Genomic DNA, 16,979 nt, shown 5'->3' with positions numbered 1-16,979 from the left:
AAGTTCAGGTAGACGCTATACGATTTGATTCCATAAACATGGGTACAAATCGAAATGTGATGCGGCATCCATTTTACAATAATTGAGGTTCAAATAAAAGATTCCCTCCTCCGAGGGAATGACAAAACTAATGTTAAAAAAACTACTCATTGCACCGTTTTTGTTATTAATAAAAGTGTATCAAACCTTGATATCGCCATTAACGCCTGCCACCTGTAGATTTCAACCAACCTGTTCGCACTACTCCAAAGAAGCCCTGCAAAAACACGGTCTTTTTAAAGGCGGTTGGTTAGCCATAAAACGCATATTTAGCTGCCATCCTTGGGGCGGCTCTGGGTACGACCCTGTGCCTTAATATTTATGCAAAAAGATCCGATAACTTCCGTTACCATACAAAAATCTGTTTATTTCGTTTTACTAATTTTGACTTTGTCAGAAAAAAAATTATAATTTCGTTTGCAGCATTGATACGTGCATTAACTATGACACACATCATTGGTTATGTAGTTAATATTAATTATATATAATTGTTAGCAACAAATATGGAATACCATTACTACATACTTCGGAATGGATTTTCCACAGACAAACAGAAGCTTAAAGAGGGAACGTTTATCGTTCGAATTCCAAATCATTTTCCAATTGACTTTTCAGATGGAAATGGACCTTTTAAATCATTACGAGCATTAAAAAGATATTCACCAATATTAAAATTACTGAAAACTACAAATCCGAAAAGAGCTCAACAAATCGTAGAGGAAATGAATATAATAACATCTGAAAAATTAATAGCAACACCTAAAGGAACTGAATTTAAACCTGCAATAGTCGACGGATTTATTCACGCAACAATCGGACGAATAAAAAGAGGAGAATTAACAGGTATTCATTTTTTCGACCCAGAAAAAGTCAGAATAATAGAGATTATTGAGATAAATGAAACAACTCGAGTGTTCAAAGCAAGGTTTGAATTTTTTGACGTTAAGACAAAAAAATGGATTGAAAAGAGAGCTGCAAGCACATTTTTTCCAAAGGATTGGAATTTAGCAACATTACTTATGGAATGTAAATTCGCATTTGATAAACTAAATGAAAAGGATTTAATTAATAGTAAAATAAAATCTTTAACTGAATCAAATATAGAAGTGGAAATAATTATAAGAAACGGTAAATTAAAATCACTTTATCCATTAATTTAAAAATATTAGTTGCCAACGAAGAACTGAGTTAAAAAACAAGCAATTTTAAGCTAATTTTAAAACAAAGTTCTCATCAAATGGCTATTCGCTATTGGCTATTGCAAAAGCTTCTTCTACCCACTCACGAACCTCGAAACATCAGGGTTCACGAATTTTCTATATAAAGTTATTTATTAATAGAAAAACACATTAAACAAACCCCCAAAAAGAACATTCTATTTCTTAGGAATCGCCTTTAAAATCTCCAAAACAAACTTCCAATATTTTTGCGCCGATGATATTTGGGCACGCTCATCGGGTGAGTGTGCGCCTTTTATATTGGGCCCAAAACTAATCATATCCATCTCTGGGTAATTTTGCCCGAGAATACCACATTCCAATCCGGCATGGCATGCCGCTACATGCGGTTTTTCCCCGTTTAAATCTTCGTACAACTTCGTCATTACCTTTAAAATCGCAGAATCCATATTGGGTGTCCAACCCGGGTAATCGCCCGAAAATTCCACCTCGCAACCTGTTAACTCAAAGGTGGCGCGCAGGGTATTTGCTAAATCCAGTTTAGAACTCTCCACCGAACTACGTGTTAAACAACCTATTTTAATGTGACCATCTTTTACAATAACGCGTGCGATGTTATTTGAAGTTTCCACCAATTCCGGAATATCGGCACTCATGCGGTACACGCCATTTAAGGCTGCATACAAAGCCCGTGTTAACCCTTCTTGAACGCCCAAATCCATAATTTTTTGTGGCGTATCGGTTTTAGAAACGGTAATTTCTAAATCGGGTTCCATGGTTTTAAGCTCTTTTTTTATGGTATCGGCCTGTTGTTTCATTTCCAACACAAACGCATCTTCATTAATGGCGTCAATAGCAACAACAGCTTTGCTTTCTCGCGGAATGGCATTACGTAAACTGCCACCATCGATTTCTGAAATGCGCAATCCGAAATTCTCGAATCCATCAAACAACACCCTATTCATTAGTTTGTTGGCATTGCCCAAACCTTCGTGGATTTGCATTCCCGAATGGCCGCCTTGTAAACCTTTTACATTAATTTCGTAACCTATTTTAAACTCCGGTGTTTCTTCTTCGTTGTAAGTTCGGGTTGCCGTAACATCTACACCGCCGGCGCAACCCACGCCTATTTCGTCATCTTCTTCGGTATCCAGATTTAAAAGAATTTCGCCATTAAGCAAACCGCCTTTTAGTCCCATGGCGCCCGTCATTCCTGTTTCTTCATCAATGGTAAATAAAGCTTCAATGGCCGGATGCGGAATATCGGTACTTTCTAAAATGGCCATTATGGTGGCAACGCCCAAGCCGTTATCGGCGCCCAAAGTTGTGCCTTTGGCTTTTACCCAATCGCCCTCGACAAACATCTCGATACCTTGGGTATCAAAATCGAAAACCGTGTCGTTGTTTTTTTGGTGCACCATATCTAAATGCGACTGCATCACAATGGTAACGCGGTCTTCCATTCCTGCGGTTGCCGGTTTTTTTATAATCACGTTCCCCACTTCATCCTCAATGGTTTCCAAGCCGAGGTTTTTTCCAAAATCTTTCATGAATGCGATAACGCGTTCTTCTTTTTTTGATGGTCGCGGTACGGCATTTAAGTCGGCGAATTTATTCCAAAGTCGTTGTGGTTCGAGTTGTCTTATTTCTGAGCTCATTGGTTTTTTGTTTTTATAGCCCCAAAGATACGAATAGTGAACCGGAATACCTTGCTGGTTCTAAAAACCTACAAGGAAATTTACATACAAATAAAGCCATACTTTGGCAGCTACTCCTGATTGCAGCGGCATCCTTTTTAAAAAAGAAAGTAGACTTAATTTTGTGCAGAATAAAATATTGACAGATTGCCACGTCTCGTGCTCCTCGCAATGACGTTTTTAAAAAGATACAGTGGAAAGCAGGAAGAAACCTTAACACATAAACAACGGCCATAGGGTACAAATTTTTATTATTTTTGAAACATGCTGAAAGAGAAAAAAACAATTATTGCACTTTTATTGATTCCGCAGTATTTTTTAATCAAATTATTATCAAATAATCCGGAGTTTGTTGAAACCTATTACAGCAATGGTTTGTACCCTTTTATTTCGAAAATTTTTAGGTATGTTTTGGGTTGGTTGCCGTTTTCGTTTGGCGATTTTATTTACGCATTTGCCATTATTTACGCGGTGCGATGGCTGTATAAAAACAGGAAGCGTTTGCGAAAGGATACCAAGCAATGGATAGTTGATGTGGTTGCGGTTTTGTCGATTTTTTACTTTGCGTTCCATGCGCTTTGGGGCTTGAATTATTACCGGCTGCCACTACATAAAAACCTGAATTTAAACCACGATTACACCACCGAACAGTTGGTTTTGGTGACTAAAAAACTGATTGAAAAATCGAACGCATACCATTTAAAAATTACCGATAACGATACGGTAAGGGTGGCGGTTCCGTATAGCAAATCTGAAATTTTTAAGCGTACCCAGAATGGTTACGACCATTTAAAGGTGACGTTTCCGCATTTGGAATATCACCCGAAAAGTGTTAAAAAATCGTTGTTTAGCTACCCTTTAACCTATATGGGTTTTAGCGGTTATTTGAATCCGTTAACCAACGAAGCGCAGGTGGATGGCTTGATTCCGGTTTATAAATTCCCCACAACTACGGCACACGAAATTGCACATCAGTTGGGTTATGCCGCCGAAAACGAAGCTAATTTTATTGGGTTTTTGGCCACTATAAATAACGATGACATTTACTTTAAATACTCGGGCTACACCTTTGGACTGCGGTTTTGTTTGAATGAAATTTACCGACGCGATGAGGCTTTATACGAAACCATTGTTGCCGATGTAAATATTGGTATTTTAAAAAATTACGAGGAAGTGCGTTTGTTTTGGGAAGCGCACCAAAACCCAACCGAACCTTTGTTTAAGCTTTTTTACGGCAATTTTTTAAAAGTCAACAACCAAAGTAAAGGCATGGAAAGTTACAACTACGTTGTGGCCTTGTTGGTTAATTATTTTGAAGACGCCACCTTGTAACAATGTTAAAAAATTCTTAATACGCTACAACTATCTTCTTAATTTATATCTTTAGAAATTAAACTTTTTAACTAACCATTATAATGATAAAAAAGCAGTTTTTAATCCTGACGCTGTTGTGTAGTTTGTCTGTATTGTCGCAAGATTATTTTCCAAAAAATGATGGCGTAACGGCAAAAAACACCAACTTCACCGCATTTACCAATGCCAAAATTTATGTAACGCCCACACAGGTTATCAATAAAGGCACCTTGCTTATTCGTGATGGGAAAGTAGTTGCCACGGGAACCTCTGTAAGCATTCCTAAAAACGCTGTAATTATTGACGTTTCGGGCAAAAGTATCTATCCGTCGTTTATTGATATGTATTCCAGCTTTGGAGTTGAAAAACCGCAACGTTCGTCAAGCAGTAGCCGAAGTGCCCAATACGATGCCAGCAGAACGGGCTATTATTGGAACGACCATGTTATGCCTGAAAACAAAACCATTACTGCCTTTAAATACGACTCCAAATCGGCTACCGAATTACTTAAAGCTGGTTTTGGTGTTGTAAATACACACATTCAAGATGGTATTGTACGAGGGAGTGGAACGCTTGTAGCTCTCAACGAAAAAGATGGCAACGAAACTCGGGTTTTGGATGCGAACTCGGGGCAATATTTGTCTTTTAGAAAAAGCGTAACCTCAAGACAGTCTTACCCAAGCTCTTTAATGGGTGCGATGGCGTTGTTGCGCCAAATGTATTTAGATGCCGATTGGTACGCTAAAGGATTGAGCAAAACCAAGGATTTATCGCTTGAAGCATTAAACCGCAACCAAAATTTAGTTCAAATTTTCGATGCTGGAAGTCGGGCCAATATTTTAAGGGCCGATAAGGTTGGCGATGCCCATAATGTGCAATATGTAATTGTTGGCGGCGGCGATGAATACGAGCGTATTAACGAAGTTAAAGCCACAAATGCATCGCTAATTATTCCCATTAATTTCCCCAATGCTTACGATGTTGAAGATCCTTTTTTAGCATCAACTTTATCGTTGGGTGATATGCGCGCGTGGAACCAAAAACCTGCCAACCCAAAAGTTTTGGCCGAAAACAACATCAATTTTGCTTTAACAACCCACGATTTAAAATCGCCTAAAGACTTTAAATCCAACCTTTTAAAAGCTGTTGAATATGGTCTTTCCAAAGAAAAAGCCCTGGAAGCTTTAACTACGATTCCGGCACAACTTTTAGGAAAATCCAATGTCATTGGGTCCTTAACAAACGGTAGTTTTGCTAATTTCTTAATTACTTCCGGAGATATTTTTGATAAAAAGACGACGCTTTACGAAAATTGGGTTCAAGGTAATCCGCATGTTTTAGAGCCTTTAAACACTAAGGACATTAGAGGTTCTTACGAATTTACAGTTGCCGGAAACGACTACAACATGAAGATTAAAGGCGAATTAAGCAAACCTAAATCTGAGATTACCAGCAATGATAAAACACTTGGTTCTAAAATAACATACACCAACGATTGGGTTAATATTGCCTTTACAACAGCTGATTCTACAAAACAGGAATTTATAAGAATTGCCGCAACTATTGATACCAACAAAAACCTAAGCGGTAAAACCATTATGCCAAACGGCAATGAATTTTCGTTTTTTGCAAAATCATCTGAGACAGAAAAAGATCCCTCAAAAGATGACACGAAAAAAGAAAAAACAGAAACCGAAAAGGTGTTGCCCATTACCTTCCCTAACAATTCGTATGGATTTGAAGCATTGCCAAAAGCCGAAACGCTATTATTTAAAAATGCTACCGTTTGGACCAGCGAAAAAGAAGGTGTTTTACAGAATACCGATGTGTTAATTAAAAACGGAAAGATTGCCAAGATTGGCCAAAACCTATCCGATAGAAGTGCTAAAATTATCGATGCCACGGGCAAGCATTTAACCGCTGGAATTATTGATGAGCATTCGCATATTGCCACATCATCGGTGAATGAAGCCGGACAAAATTCTTCAGCCGAAGTAAGCATTGAAGATGTTATTGACGAAACCCATATTGGCATATACCGAAACCTAGCTGGCGGCGTTACTTCCATTCAAATATTACATGGTTCTGCGAATCCCATTGGCGGTCGGTCGGCCATCATCAAATTAAAATGGGGCGAAACGGCAGATAATCTCATCTACGAAAACAGCCCGAAATTCATCAAATTCGCATTGGGTGAAAACGTAAAACAAACCCGTGCCCAGACCAATGTTCGTTTTCCGCAAACACGTATGGGTGTCGAGCAGGTTTTTGTTGACTATTTTAATAGAGCTAAAGCCTACGACGCTTTAAAGAAAAGCGGCAAACCGTACAGAAAAGATATTGAATTAGACGTGCTGGCAGAAATTTTAAATAAAGAGCGTTTTATCTCATGCCACTCGTATGTACAAAGCGAAATAAATATGCTTATGAAAGTAGCTGAAAAATTCGACTTTAACATCAATACGTTTACCCATATTCTTGAAGGCTACAAGGTGGCCGATAAAATGAAAGAACACGGGGTTGGCGGCTCGACGTTTAGCGATTGGTGGGCCTACAAATACGAGGTTAACGATGCGATACCGTATAACGCTGCCATTATGCACAACGCCGGTGTAACGGTGGCTATTAATAGCGACGACGCCGAAATGTCCCGCCGACTAAACCAAGAAGCTGCAAAATCTGTAAAATACGGCGGTATCAGCGAAGAAGAGGCTTGGAAATTTGTAACGCTCAACCCTGCAAAACTGCTACATATTGATGATCGAGTTGGCAGTATTAAAGTGGGTAAAGATGCCGATGTGGTGCTTTGGTCAGACCATCCGCTTTCCGTTTACGCCAAGGCCGAAAAAACCATTATCGAGGGTGTCACCTATTTCGATTTAAAACAAGATGAAGCAAAACGTACTAAAATAAAAGACGAAAAAAGCACACTTATTAATATGATGATGCAAGCCAAAAACAAAGGTTTAAAAACGCAGCCTATTAAAAAGAAAGTGAAAGAACATTTACACTGCGATTCAATCGATAACGAAGAACACCAACACTAAAAATTTATCACGATGAAAAATTTAAAACTATCATTCTTACTTATTATTATGTTGTGTGTTTCAATGGTAATGGCACAACAAACACCAGCTGCAAAACAAACTAAAGATTTTGCCATTGTTGGTGCAACGGCTCATATTGGAAACGGCAACGTTATTGAAAAGAGTATTATTATTGTTAAAGACGGAAAGCTTCATACAGTTGCAGATATGACGGTTGCTAATATAGGTTTAGCGGGCATGCACGTAATTAATGCCAATGGGAAACATGTTTATCCCGGGTTTATAATTCCTAATTCCACTTTGGGTCTCGTTGAAGTTAGTGCTGTGAAAGCTTCAAAAGACGATGAAGAAATGGGTTTAATGAATCCTCATATTAGAAGTTTAATTGCCTACAATGCTGAATCCAAGATTGTTGAGTCCATGCGTCCCAATGGGGTGCTTTTAGGGCAAATTACACCACGTGGCAGTCGTATTTCGGGCACCTCGTCAGTAGTTCAATTTGATGCTTGGAATTGGGAAGATGCGGCTGTAAAAACCGATGATGGCATTCATATGAATTGGCCGAGTAGCTTTACCAGCGGACGTTGGTGGCTTGGTGAAGACCCAGGGCTTAAGCCAAACAAAAAATATGGGGAACAGGTAACCGAAATCGCCAATTATTTTAAAGAAAGTAAGGCCTATAACCAAGGAAATAAACCAGAGATAAATCTACCTTTCGAAGCCATACAAGGCATTTTTGATGGTTCTAAAACGCTTTACATCAACGTAAACGACGAAAAAGGCATTACCGATGCCATTCATTTTTCAAAAGAAAACGGGGTTAAAAAGATGGTGATTGTTGGCGGTAGCGATGCTTATAAAGTTCCGGATTTATTAAAACAACACAACATTGCTGTACTATTACGACGTGTACACGCTACACCAAATAGCGATGACGACGATTACGATCTGCCCTTTAAAACCGCAAAACTATTAGTTGACAATGGGGTTTTAGTAGCGTTACAAGTGGCTTCTGGCGGAAGAATGGAGCGTATGAACTCGAGAAACCTGCCATTTTATGCCGGCACAACCGTGGCACACGGTTTAACCAAAGCGCAAGCATTACAGCTTATCACCCTAAACTCTGCTAAAATATTGGGTATCGATGCGAAATACGGAAGTTTAGAACCTGGTAAAAGTGCTACCCTATTTATTAGCGAAGGTGACGCTTTGGATATGCGAACCAATATTATAGAGCATGCCTTTATTGATGGCAGGGAAATTAGCCTAGAAACGCATCAAACCAAACTTTGGAAACGCTATTCGGAGAAGTATAAAAATCAATAATAAAAAAAGCTTCGTATAAATTTATACGAAGCTTTTTTTTTAAGCTAAATGTTATTCCACAATCGTAGCACCTTCAACCATTTCAAATAAAGCATCTGATGGTTTTTCTTTTGATAAAACCACATCCGTAAATTTTAAATCGTTGCGCTTTGTTGTGGGTTTATTGTTTTCATAATTATACCAAGTTAAGGTTTCTGGCAACAACAAACCTTCAACCGTTTGCCAATTGCTATATTTTATAAAATGAAATTCCTTGCTTTTTTCATCTGTAAAAAAGGTTACCGTATAGCCCAACCAAACCATGTTGTGCGTTTCAGCATCGTAATACAAAATGTATTCGTCTTCAGGTGATTCGCCTATTCCAGCGTTATAAGAGATTTTAATTCCAGGATAGGTTTTACCCTCAAAAACCAAAGGATCTGTATCTTCATAAACAATACCATCATCCGCTAGAACAAAAGGCATGGCATAAAAATAAAACATCAAATTGTAATAAAATTTAGCATTGCCTTTATATGTTGCCGTGTCTTTGTTTTTTAACCAAACATTTTTCCCATCAAACCCAACGATGTGATGAGGCATTTCAATTAAGGATTTTCTGTTTTTTAAATGGGTTGTGGTCACCTCGTTCCCATCTTCTTTTGGCATAGTGAATTTTAAGGTGTTCATTGTATTCCAAATTTCCAATCCGCCGTGTGCCTTGAAAATTTTTGAAATATTTTCAGGATAAGCTTTTGAAATAGTTGGAGTGTCTTCAACGTTAACATTTTCCTTTTTTGTTTCTGAGGATTGTTTGCAAGAAACAATCAAAATCATTGAAATTAATAAATATAGAGCTCTCACGATTGCTTGGTTAAGAAATTAGATTCTTAAGTCGGTAAAAACCCCATTCAATTACACTAAAATAAATTACTTTTGTTATTATTATGAATAAAGAAATTACCAGCATTCAAAATACATTCATTAAACAACTTGCACAGCTAAAAGACAAGTCGCGCGAACGCAAAAAAACAGGCACTTTTTTAATTGAAGGCGAACGTGAAATTTCGCTGGCTTCAAAAGGTGGCTATGAATTTGAAACGGTATTGTTTTATCCTGAATTATATTCTATCGAGCAGCTTAACGAATTAACAACTCCACAAACAAATGTTATTGAGGTTTCAAAAGAAGTCTATCAAAAATTAGCTTACAGAGATAGTACCGAAGGGGTTATGGCTGTCGCAAAAAGCAAAACGAATAGTTTAAACGATTTAACTTTTGAAAATAAAAACCCATTGATTTTAGTGGCGGAGGCCCCCGAAAAACCCGGTAATATCGGTGCCATTTTACGAACCGCCGACGCTGCCAATGCAGATGCGGTAATCATTGCAAACCCGAAGACCGATTTATACAATCCAAACATCATACGATCTAGTGTGGGCTGCGTGTTTACCAATCAAATTGCAACGGGCAGCACCACAGAAATCATCGCCTTTTTAAAAACTAAAAACATCAATATTTACTGTGCGGCGTTGCAAGCTTCGGTTAATTACCATACCCAAGATTTTACAAAACCCACAGCCATTGTTATGGGAACGGAAGCCACAGGCTTAAGTGAGGAATGGCTAGAAAATTCAACCCAAAATATCATTATTCCAATGCAAGGCGAAATAGACTCCATGAATGTGTCGGTTGCAGCCGGAATTCTTATTTTTGAGGCTAAAAGACAAAGGGATTTTTTATAGAAAAATCAAATCCCAAAAAAAAACAAAAACCAAATCCCAAAAGCGCATCCTTTTTTGGGATTTGGGATTTTAAATTATTACTGATGTCAGTCTGAGCCCAGTCGAAGACCAAAATAAACTATAAACACCGATGCAATTCCACTGTGCGCTTAGTGTGGCATTTTAGTTAAAATACTAATCCTAGCAAAAACTGCGTGTAAACAATTGAAACAAGCGATAACTCACATGTATTTCTATTACGTTTATATTCTAAAATGTTCCGACAATTCTTATTATACAGGAATTACAAATGATTTAGCAAAACGTATAAACGAACATAAATTTGGAAAGTATAGAGATTGCTATACGTATTCAAGAAGGCCATTAGAAGTTAAATTTTATGAAACTTTTAATGATGTATTACAAGCTATGTATTTTGAAAAGAAAATCAAAAAATGGACACGTGCCAAGAAAGAAGCTTTGATTGATGGTAATTTTAATATGCTTCAAATATTGGCTGAATGTAGAAACGCAACTCATTACAAGTATATAGGTAAATGAGCACTTCGACTGCGCTCAGTGTGACAAAATAGTTTTAATTTAGCGCCACAAACACAAATATGACATCAACAACACTATTTTACATCATCATTGCCATTATCATCATCAATTTTTTGGTTGATAAAATTCTCGATGCTTTAAACGCCAAACATTTTAACGATGCCCTTCCAACAGAATTGCAAGATGTTTATGATGAAGCCGAATACAAAAAATCGCAAAATTATAAAGCCACTAATTACAAATTCGGACTGGTTACCTCAACCTTTTCAATCCTTTTAACCTTGGGCTTTTTGCTTTTTGATGGGTTTGAATTTGTTGATAACATCGCCCGAACATACAGCGAAAACCCCATTATTATCGCTCTTATTTTCTTCGGAATTATTATGATTGGCAGCGATATTATCACGACACCTTTTTCATATTACAGCACCTTTGTAATTGAAGAAAAATTTGGGTTTAATAAAACCAGCGTTAAAACGTTCTTTTTAGATAAAATAAAAGGTTGGTTGATGATGGCCATTATTGGCGGCGGTATTTTAGCACTGATTATTTGGTTTTACAATATTACCGGAAAACACTTTTGGCTGTATGCTTGGGCTTTAGTCGCTGTTTTTACCTTGTTTATGAATATGTTTTACTCCAAATTAATCGTGCCGCTTTTCAATAAACAAACGCCTTTGGAAGCAGGCAGTTTGCGCGACAAAATTTCGGCGTATGCAAAAACCGTCGGTTTTAAATTGGATAAAATTTTTGTAATTGATGGCTCCAAACGAAGCACCAAAGCCAACGCCTATTTTTCGGGGTTTGGTAGCGAAAAACGTGTTACACTTTACGACACGCTGATTAACGATTTAGATGACGAAGAAATCGTTGCCGTTTTAGCGCACGAAGTTGGGCATTACAAAAAGAAGCACATCATTTTCAATTTGTTTGCCTCTATTCTATTAACGGGATTAACGCTTTATATTTTATCGTTGTTCATTTCGAACCCTTTGCTATCACAAGCTTTGGGTGTGGAGATACCGAGTTTCCATATCGGGTTGATTGCTTTTGGGTTACTCTACTCGCCTATTTCTGAAATAACGGGATTGATTATGAATATGTTTTCAAGAAAATTTGAATACCAAGCCGATGATTATGCCAAAAACACCTATAAAGCCGAACCATTAATCACATCGCTTAAAAAACTTTCAAAAAATAATTTGAGCAATTTAACACCGCATAAAGCGTATGTGTTTATGCATTATTCGCATCCTACTTTATTACAAAGAATTACCAACTTAAAAAAGTAACCCTATTATTTTGTAAATTTACTGGAAACCAATCTCTTGTCCCCGATATTTAGCTTATTTATGATTTAGTTATGTTTAAAATAACACTATAAAATCATGAATTCATTAAAATTATACTTGGGTGCCATATTCATACTGGCTTGCACATACACAGAATCCCAAACAAATGAAATAGGCAATGCGAATACGGCATACCATGGACCAAAAATCGATATGCACGCGCATGCCTTTGAGAAAATGTTTTTTGGTGGCGTAGATTACGAAAACCCGCTAACCGGTAAAAAACACATAGCGTCTTCCTCTATTGAAAAACAAAGGGAAGAAACTTTTCAACAATACAAAAAACATCATGTTGTTAAAGCCATGGTGTCTCAAGGTGAATTATGGAAAAGTTATGCACCAGAGTTAGTATTAATTGGGAATAATCATAAAAACTCCATTGAAGAACTAAGAAAAAGACATGCCGAAGGAAATCTGGATATACTAGCCGAAATTGCACCGAGTTATGATGGCCTCCTTCCAACTGACGAAAGTTTAGAACCGTATTACGATTTAGCTGAAGAATTAAATATTCCGATGGGTTATCACATGTATCCCGGTGGGCCTCCAGGTGGCGCGTATTTTGCATATCCAAAAACCAGAGCGCACCAAGGCAAACCGCTTCAATTTGAAGACATTTTGTTGGCACATCCAAAAATGAAGTTCTTTATCATGCATGCCGGCTGGCCCTATTTAGAAGACATGAAGGCTTTAATGTATGCTCATCCGCAGGTTTATGTAGAGGTAGGTGTTATAGCCTGGGCATTGCCTCGCAAAGAATTTCATGATTTTTTAAAAGGCTTGATTGATGCAGGGCAGGGCAAAAAAATAATGTTTGGAACAGATCAAATGATTTGGCCAGAAACTATTACCGATTGTGTAGAGGCTATAAATTCTGCCGATTTTTTAACCTTGGAACAAAAGGCCGATATATTTTACAACAATGCTGCTGAATTTTTAGGATTACCCGAAGAAGAAATTAAAAAACATAAAACAGATTATTAAGGCAAACCCTTTGTGGCTTGCATCTATTTTGATTTCATAAGAAAAAATGCTAACTTCGTTAAACAGCCGATAAAGCTCAACTTTACTTAACTTGCTTCTTCTTTAAAATGGCATTGTATCTCTGCGCTGGCAACAAATGAATAAATTAAAAATCTGACTAATGGAAAAATTTTGGGGAATATTAATAGCGATATCGATTTTTTTAATAGTCACTTTTCTTGTTCGGCAGTTTTTTGATGGTTTTTACAAAAAAGAAAATAGTAAAAAGATGCGGAAAACATGGGTAGCCAGAACTTATTATTGGCACTTTATAATTATGATAAGTGGCTTATTCACCACTTTAATAATACTTTATTTGGCAGCGGTAAAAATTTTAAATTTTTAGGTTTTAAAAAATCAAATTTTTCATTTAAATCTTATACAAAAATACGCTGAAACACCTTGGTAATAATCACATGTGTAAAAAATCAAAATACCTTTTGTTACGGATTGGGAATTTGAGCAAATAAATTTTGTCGCGCAAAGGCGCTAAGGTTCAAAAGCAATATGCTTTTTGTTTTGGTTAAAATTTGACTTTGTCAGAAAAAATACCGAAATTCGTTTAGCGTTGGATATAAGTCATTAAAACGACGCATATCCGCGCGCCATTACAGCACATATGACCACAAAACAAATCTTAGTCATAATTTCAATGTTTTTGCTATTCATTAGCTGTAAAAAAAAACAAACAAGTTTGGAGTTTGAAAAGGCTGTTGCGAACGAAATTTTTCCAGCTTTGCTTGATTCTGTTTTTTTACGATACAAGATTGACACAGATACCACCACCGCCACCACCGAGTTTTGAACGGACTGATTCGACCGAAATTAAATGGGACGAAACCAAAATTTTAGCCGATCTCGAAAGGCGAAAATATGAATTACAAAAAGATACTACTAAATTAGTAGTTGCGATTGTAGACAGTACTTACCAGATAAATGAAAGAGCGAAAAAGGAATTGATTAACTTTTATAAGTATTTCAAAATTAAATTGGATACCACAAATATTGAAAAACCATATAAAATAAATTTAGCGGATTTAAAACATGATGATAAATTCAAACTCAAATACCGATCGCAATTACCACCTACAAGCAAAGTTTGGAAAGGCGATTATAATTTTTATCTTTCTGGAATAACTGGATTTTCACGTATTCAATTTGATCATACAAAAAATTACGGAGTTATGATAAGCGGATTTGGATGTGGACGACTTTGCGGATTTAGTGGATTGGTTTTTATTCGAAAAGTAAAGGGTAAATGGGTAATTGATAAGATAAAAATCACAGCAGTATCTTGAAGAAAATACGTGCTGTAACAATGTGTACAAGCAATGGCTTGTCCTTGCCTACTTGGAAATTCCTGCGGAATTTCCAATGTTAAGTACTTGTTTGCAATTGTCCGTGACGAACCACGCCACTGCCCATACACGAAACGTTAAACGAACCTTTCCAAAAACGAAAAAGCATCAAATTACAACATAAGTTAGCAGATAAGCGCGTTAACGATTGAACGGCATGTTTGAAATCCTTTTTGCTTTTTCGGCAAAAAGATTGAGTAGTGAAAGCGTGTTAAAACGCCCAAATACAATAAATTTCAAATTCCAAAAGACTAAATTCCAAATTGCAGCTCGTTCATTATAATTCCAAAAGCCAATTATAATTCGCTAAATAAAAAAATCGTCAATCAAAAATAATAATGTACCTTTGCCGCTTCAAACTCAGAAAAATGGGTTTAAACTCCTCAGAGTGAGGATGTGTTACTAGAGGTTTAAGGTTAAGTATGTCGATACGCTTCTTTATGTAACACTACATAACATAATCGCATACATAAACAAGAATGAGCACATTCCAAGATTTAGGTCTTAATGACGACCTATTACAAGCTATTACAGATTTAGGGTTTACAAAACCCAGTGAAGTACAAGAAAAAGCAATCCCTATTTTATTAGAATCGGAAACCGATTTAGTGGCATTGGCCCAAACAGGAACCGGTAAAACGGCAGCGTTTGGTTTCCCGATGTTGGAAAAAATTGATATTGATAGCCGAACGACCCAAGGTTTAATTTTAAGCCCAACGCGCGAACTTTGTTTGCAAATTACCAACGAAATGAAGCAATACGGTAAGTATTGCAAAGGACTAAATGTGGTGGCCATTTATGGCGGATCGAGCATTACCGACCAAGCACGCGAGGTAAAACGTGGCGCGCAAATTATTGTGGCTACGCCCGGGCGTATGAAGGATATGATTAAAAGACGTTTGGTTGATATTAGTAAAATTCAATATGCGGTTTTAGATGAAGCCGATGAGATGCTGAACATGGGCTTTTATGAAGATATTACCGATATTTTATCGCACACACCAGTAGATAAAAGTACATGGTTGTTTTCGGCAACAATGCCCAAAGAAGTGGCAACGATTGCTAAAAAATTCATGGACAGCCCGCAGGAAATCACTGTTGGGAATAAAAACGAAAGCACAAACCAGGTTTCGCACGAATACTATTTGGTAAATGCCAGAGATAGATACCAAGCGCTAAAACGTTTATCGGATGCGAACCCCGATATATTCTCTGTGGTATTTTGCCGTACAAAACGCGACACTCAAAAAGTTGCTGAAAACCTTATTGAAGATGGTTACAGTGCTGGGGCATTGCATGGCGATTTAAGCCAAAACCAACGCGATTTGGTGATGAAATCGTTTAGAAACAAACAAATACAAACCCTTGTGGCAACTGATGTTGCTGCCCGTGGTATTGATGTTGACGATATTACGCACGTTATAAATTACCAATTACCTGACGAACCTGAAATTTACACACACCGTTCTGGTAGAACTGGTCGTGCTGGAAAAACGGGCGTTTCCATGGTTATTGTTTCCAAAAGCGAGGTGCGTAAAATAAAAGGCATCGAGCGTATTATTAAAAAGCAGTTTGAGAAAAAGGAAATTCCAGATGGCGCAGAGATTTGCGAAGTGCAACTTATGTCGCTAGCCAATAAAATCCATAATACCGAAATCAACCACGAAATCGATAAGCATTTAAGCAGTATTAACGAATTGTTTGTTGATACCGATAAAGATGAGTTGATTAAAAAATTCTTCACGGTTGAGTTTACGCGTTTTTATAACTACTACAATAAATCTAAAAACCTCAATATTGCTGAAGGCTCATTCGATAGAGATAGCGGTCGCGAAGGTGGACGCGATTTTGGTGGAAGCAAAAACTCTACCCGTTATTTTATTAATGTTGGCGGAAAAGATGGTTATGATTGGATGAAACTTAAAGATTTCTTAAAAGAAGTTTTAGAACTTGGTAGAGATGATGTTTTTAAAGTTGAAGTAAAAGATAGCTTTTCATTTTTTAATACCGAGAATGAACAAAAAGAAAAGGTACTGGCTTTCTTTACAGACTACAAACATGATGGTCGTTTTGTAAATGTTGAAGTTTCTGAAAACCGCGGTGGCGGCGGAAGGCGCAACGACAAACGCGGTGGCGGAAGAAACCGTAACGACAAACGTGGCGGCGGAAGGCGCGAAGGCAGAAGGAGTGATTCAGGCAACCGAAGTGAGAGACGCCGTAGTGAAAGCAACTCAAAACCAAGACGATCAGATTCCGGTTCGAAATCCAATGATTTTGCAGCCTCAAGACCAAGACGTTCTAGGCGTTAGTTAATGCGATTAAGTTAAACTTTTTTGTTAATT

Annotated in this window: 13 protein-coding genes; 11 read left to right on the top strand and 2 right to left on the bottom strand. The window is 37.3% G+C overall.

Annotation, left to right across the window (positions count from 1 at the left end; genetic code table 11):
- Window positions 1-130 precede the first annotated feature (130 nt).
- Entirely contained in the window at window positions 131-355 is a 225-nt protein-coding gene (gene yidD, locus RNZ47_RS13605; RefSeq protein ID WP_311941204.1) for a membrane protein insertion efficiency factor YidD, read from the top strand.
- A 187-nt stretch (window positions 356-542) separates the two neighbouring features.
- The gene (locus RNZ47_RS13600; RefSeq protein ID WP_311941202.1) at window positions 543-1,199 is read left to right on the top strand and encodes an EndoU domain-containing protein; all 657 of its coding nucleotides are present in this window, start codon (window positions 543-545) and stop codon (window positions 1,197-1,199) included.
- A gap of 215 nt (window positions 1,200-1,414) precedes the next feature.
- Here RNZ47_RS13600 and RNZ47_RS13595 read toward each other — a convergent pair whose 3' ends face one another.
- Window positions 1,415-2,875: an aminoacyl-histidine dipeptidase gene (locus RNZ47_RS13595; protein WP_311941198.1), complete on the bottom strand. Its 1,461-nt coding sequence runs from the start codon at window positions 2,873-2,875 to the stop codon at window positions 1,415-1,417.
- Window positions 2,876-3,178: 303 nt separating this feature from the next.
- Here RNZ47_RS13595 and RNZ47_RS13590 point away from each other — a divergent pair, with 303 nt between their 5' ends.
- From RNZ47_RS13590 to RNZ47_RS13580, 3 genes are all read left to right on the top strand, one after another.
- Window positions 3,179-4,246, top strand: coding sequence for a DUF3810 domain-containing protein (locus tag RNZ47_RS13590; RefSeq protein ID WP_311941194.1), 1,068 nt, complete (start codon window positions 3,179-3,181; stop codon window positions 4,244-4,246).
- Window positions 4,247-4,329: 83 nt separating this feature from the next.
- Window positions 4,330-7,314, top strand: a complete 2,985-nt coding sequence (locus tag RNZ47_RS13585) for an amidohydrolase family protein (protein ID WP_311941191.1) — start codon at window positions 4,330-4,332, stop codon at window positions 7,312-7,314.
- Between the two features lie 12 nt (window positions 7,315-7,326).
- Window positions 7,327-8,640: an amidohydrolase family protein gene (locus tag RNZ47_RS13580; RefSeq protein ID WP_311941188.1), complete on the top strand. Its 1,314-nt coding sequence runs from the start codon at window positions 7,327-7,329 to the stop codon at window positions 8,638-8,640.
- Between the two features lie 51 nt (window positions 8,641-8,691).
- On the opposite strand, the gene RNZ47_RS13575 is transcribed toward RNZ47_RS13580, so the two are convergent.
- Window positions 8,692-9,456: a DUF6503 family protein gene (locus tag RNZ47_RS13575; protein ID WP_311941185.1), complete on the bottom strand. Its 765-nt coding sequence runs from the start codon at window positions 9,454-9,456 to the stop codon at window positions 8,692-8,694.
- A 110-nt stretch (window positions 9,457-9,566) separates the two neighbouring features.
- On the opposite strand from RNZ47_RS13575, the gene RNZ47_RS13570 reads away from it, so the two are divergent.
- From RNZ47_RS13570 to RNZ47_RS13545, 6 genes are all read left to right on the top strand, one after another.
- Entirely contained in the window at window positions 9,567-10,364 is a 798-nt protein-coding gene (locus tag RNZ47_RS13570; protein WP_311941181.1) for a TrmH family RNA methyltransferase, read from the top strand.
- Between the two features lie 225 nt (window positions 10,365-10,589).
- Complete coding sequence (locus RNZ47_RS13565) at window positions 10,590-10,904, top strand: GIY-YIG nuclease family protein (RefSeq protein WP_311941914.1); 315 nt, start codon at window positions 10,590-10,592, stop codon at window positions 10,902-10,904.
- A gap of 59 nt (window positions 10,905-10,963) precedes the next feature.
- On the top strand, window positions 10,964-12,196 hold the full coding sequence (locus tag RNZ47_RS13560; protein WP_311941179.1) for a M48 family metallopeptidase: 1,233 nt from the start codon (window positions 10,964-10,966) through the stop codon (window positions 12,194-12,196).
- 96 nt (window positions 12,197-12,292) lie between these two features.
- Window positions 12,293-13,240 carry an amidohydrolase family protein gene (locus RNZ47_RS13555; RefSeq protein WP_311941176.1) on the top strand — a complete coding sequence of 316 codons (948 nt, stop codon included), beginning with the start codon at window positions 12,293-12,295 and terminating at the stop codon, window positions 13,238-13,240.
- Window positions 13,241-14,046: 806 nt separating this feature from the next.
- Window positions 14,047-14,577, top strand: coding sequence for a hypothetical protein (locus RNZ47_RS13550; protein ID WP_311941173.1), 531 nt, complete (start codon window positions 14,047-14,049; stop codon window positions 14,575-14,577).
- Window positions 14,578-15,116: 539 nt separating this feature from the next.
- Window positions 15,117-16,946, top strand: coding sequence for a DEAD/DEAH box helicase (locus RNZ47_RS13545; RefSeq protein ID WP_311941170.1), 1,830 nt, complete (start codon window positions 15,117-15,119; stop codon window positions 16,944-16,946).
- Window positions 16,947-16,979 lie beyond the last annotated feature (33 nt).

Origin of the sequence: Hwangdonia seohaensis (assembly GCF_031932625.1) — a bacterium.
In the GTDB taxonomy this organism is placed as follows: Bacteria; Bacteroidota; Bacteroidia; order Flavobacteriales; family Flavobacteriaceae; genus Hwangdonia; species Hwangdonia seohaensis.
Note: the sequence above shows the minus strand (reverse complement) of the source record. Positions and strands in the feature narration are given on the sequence as shown.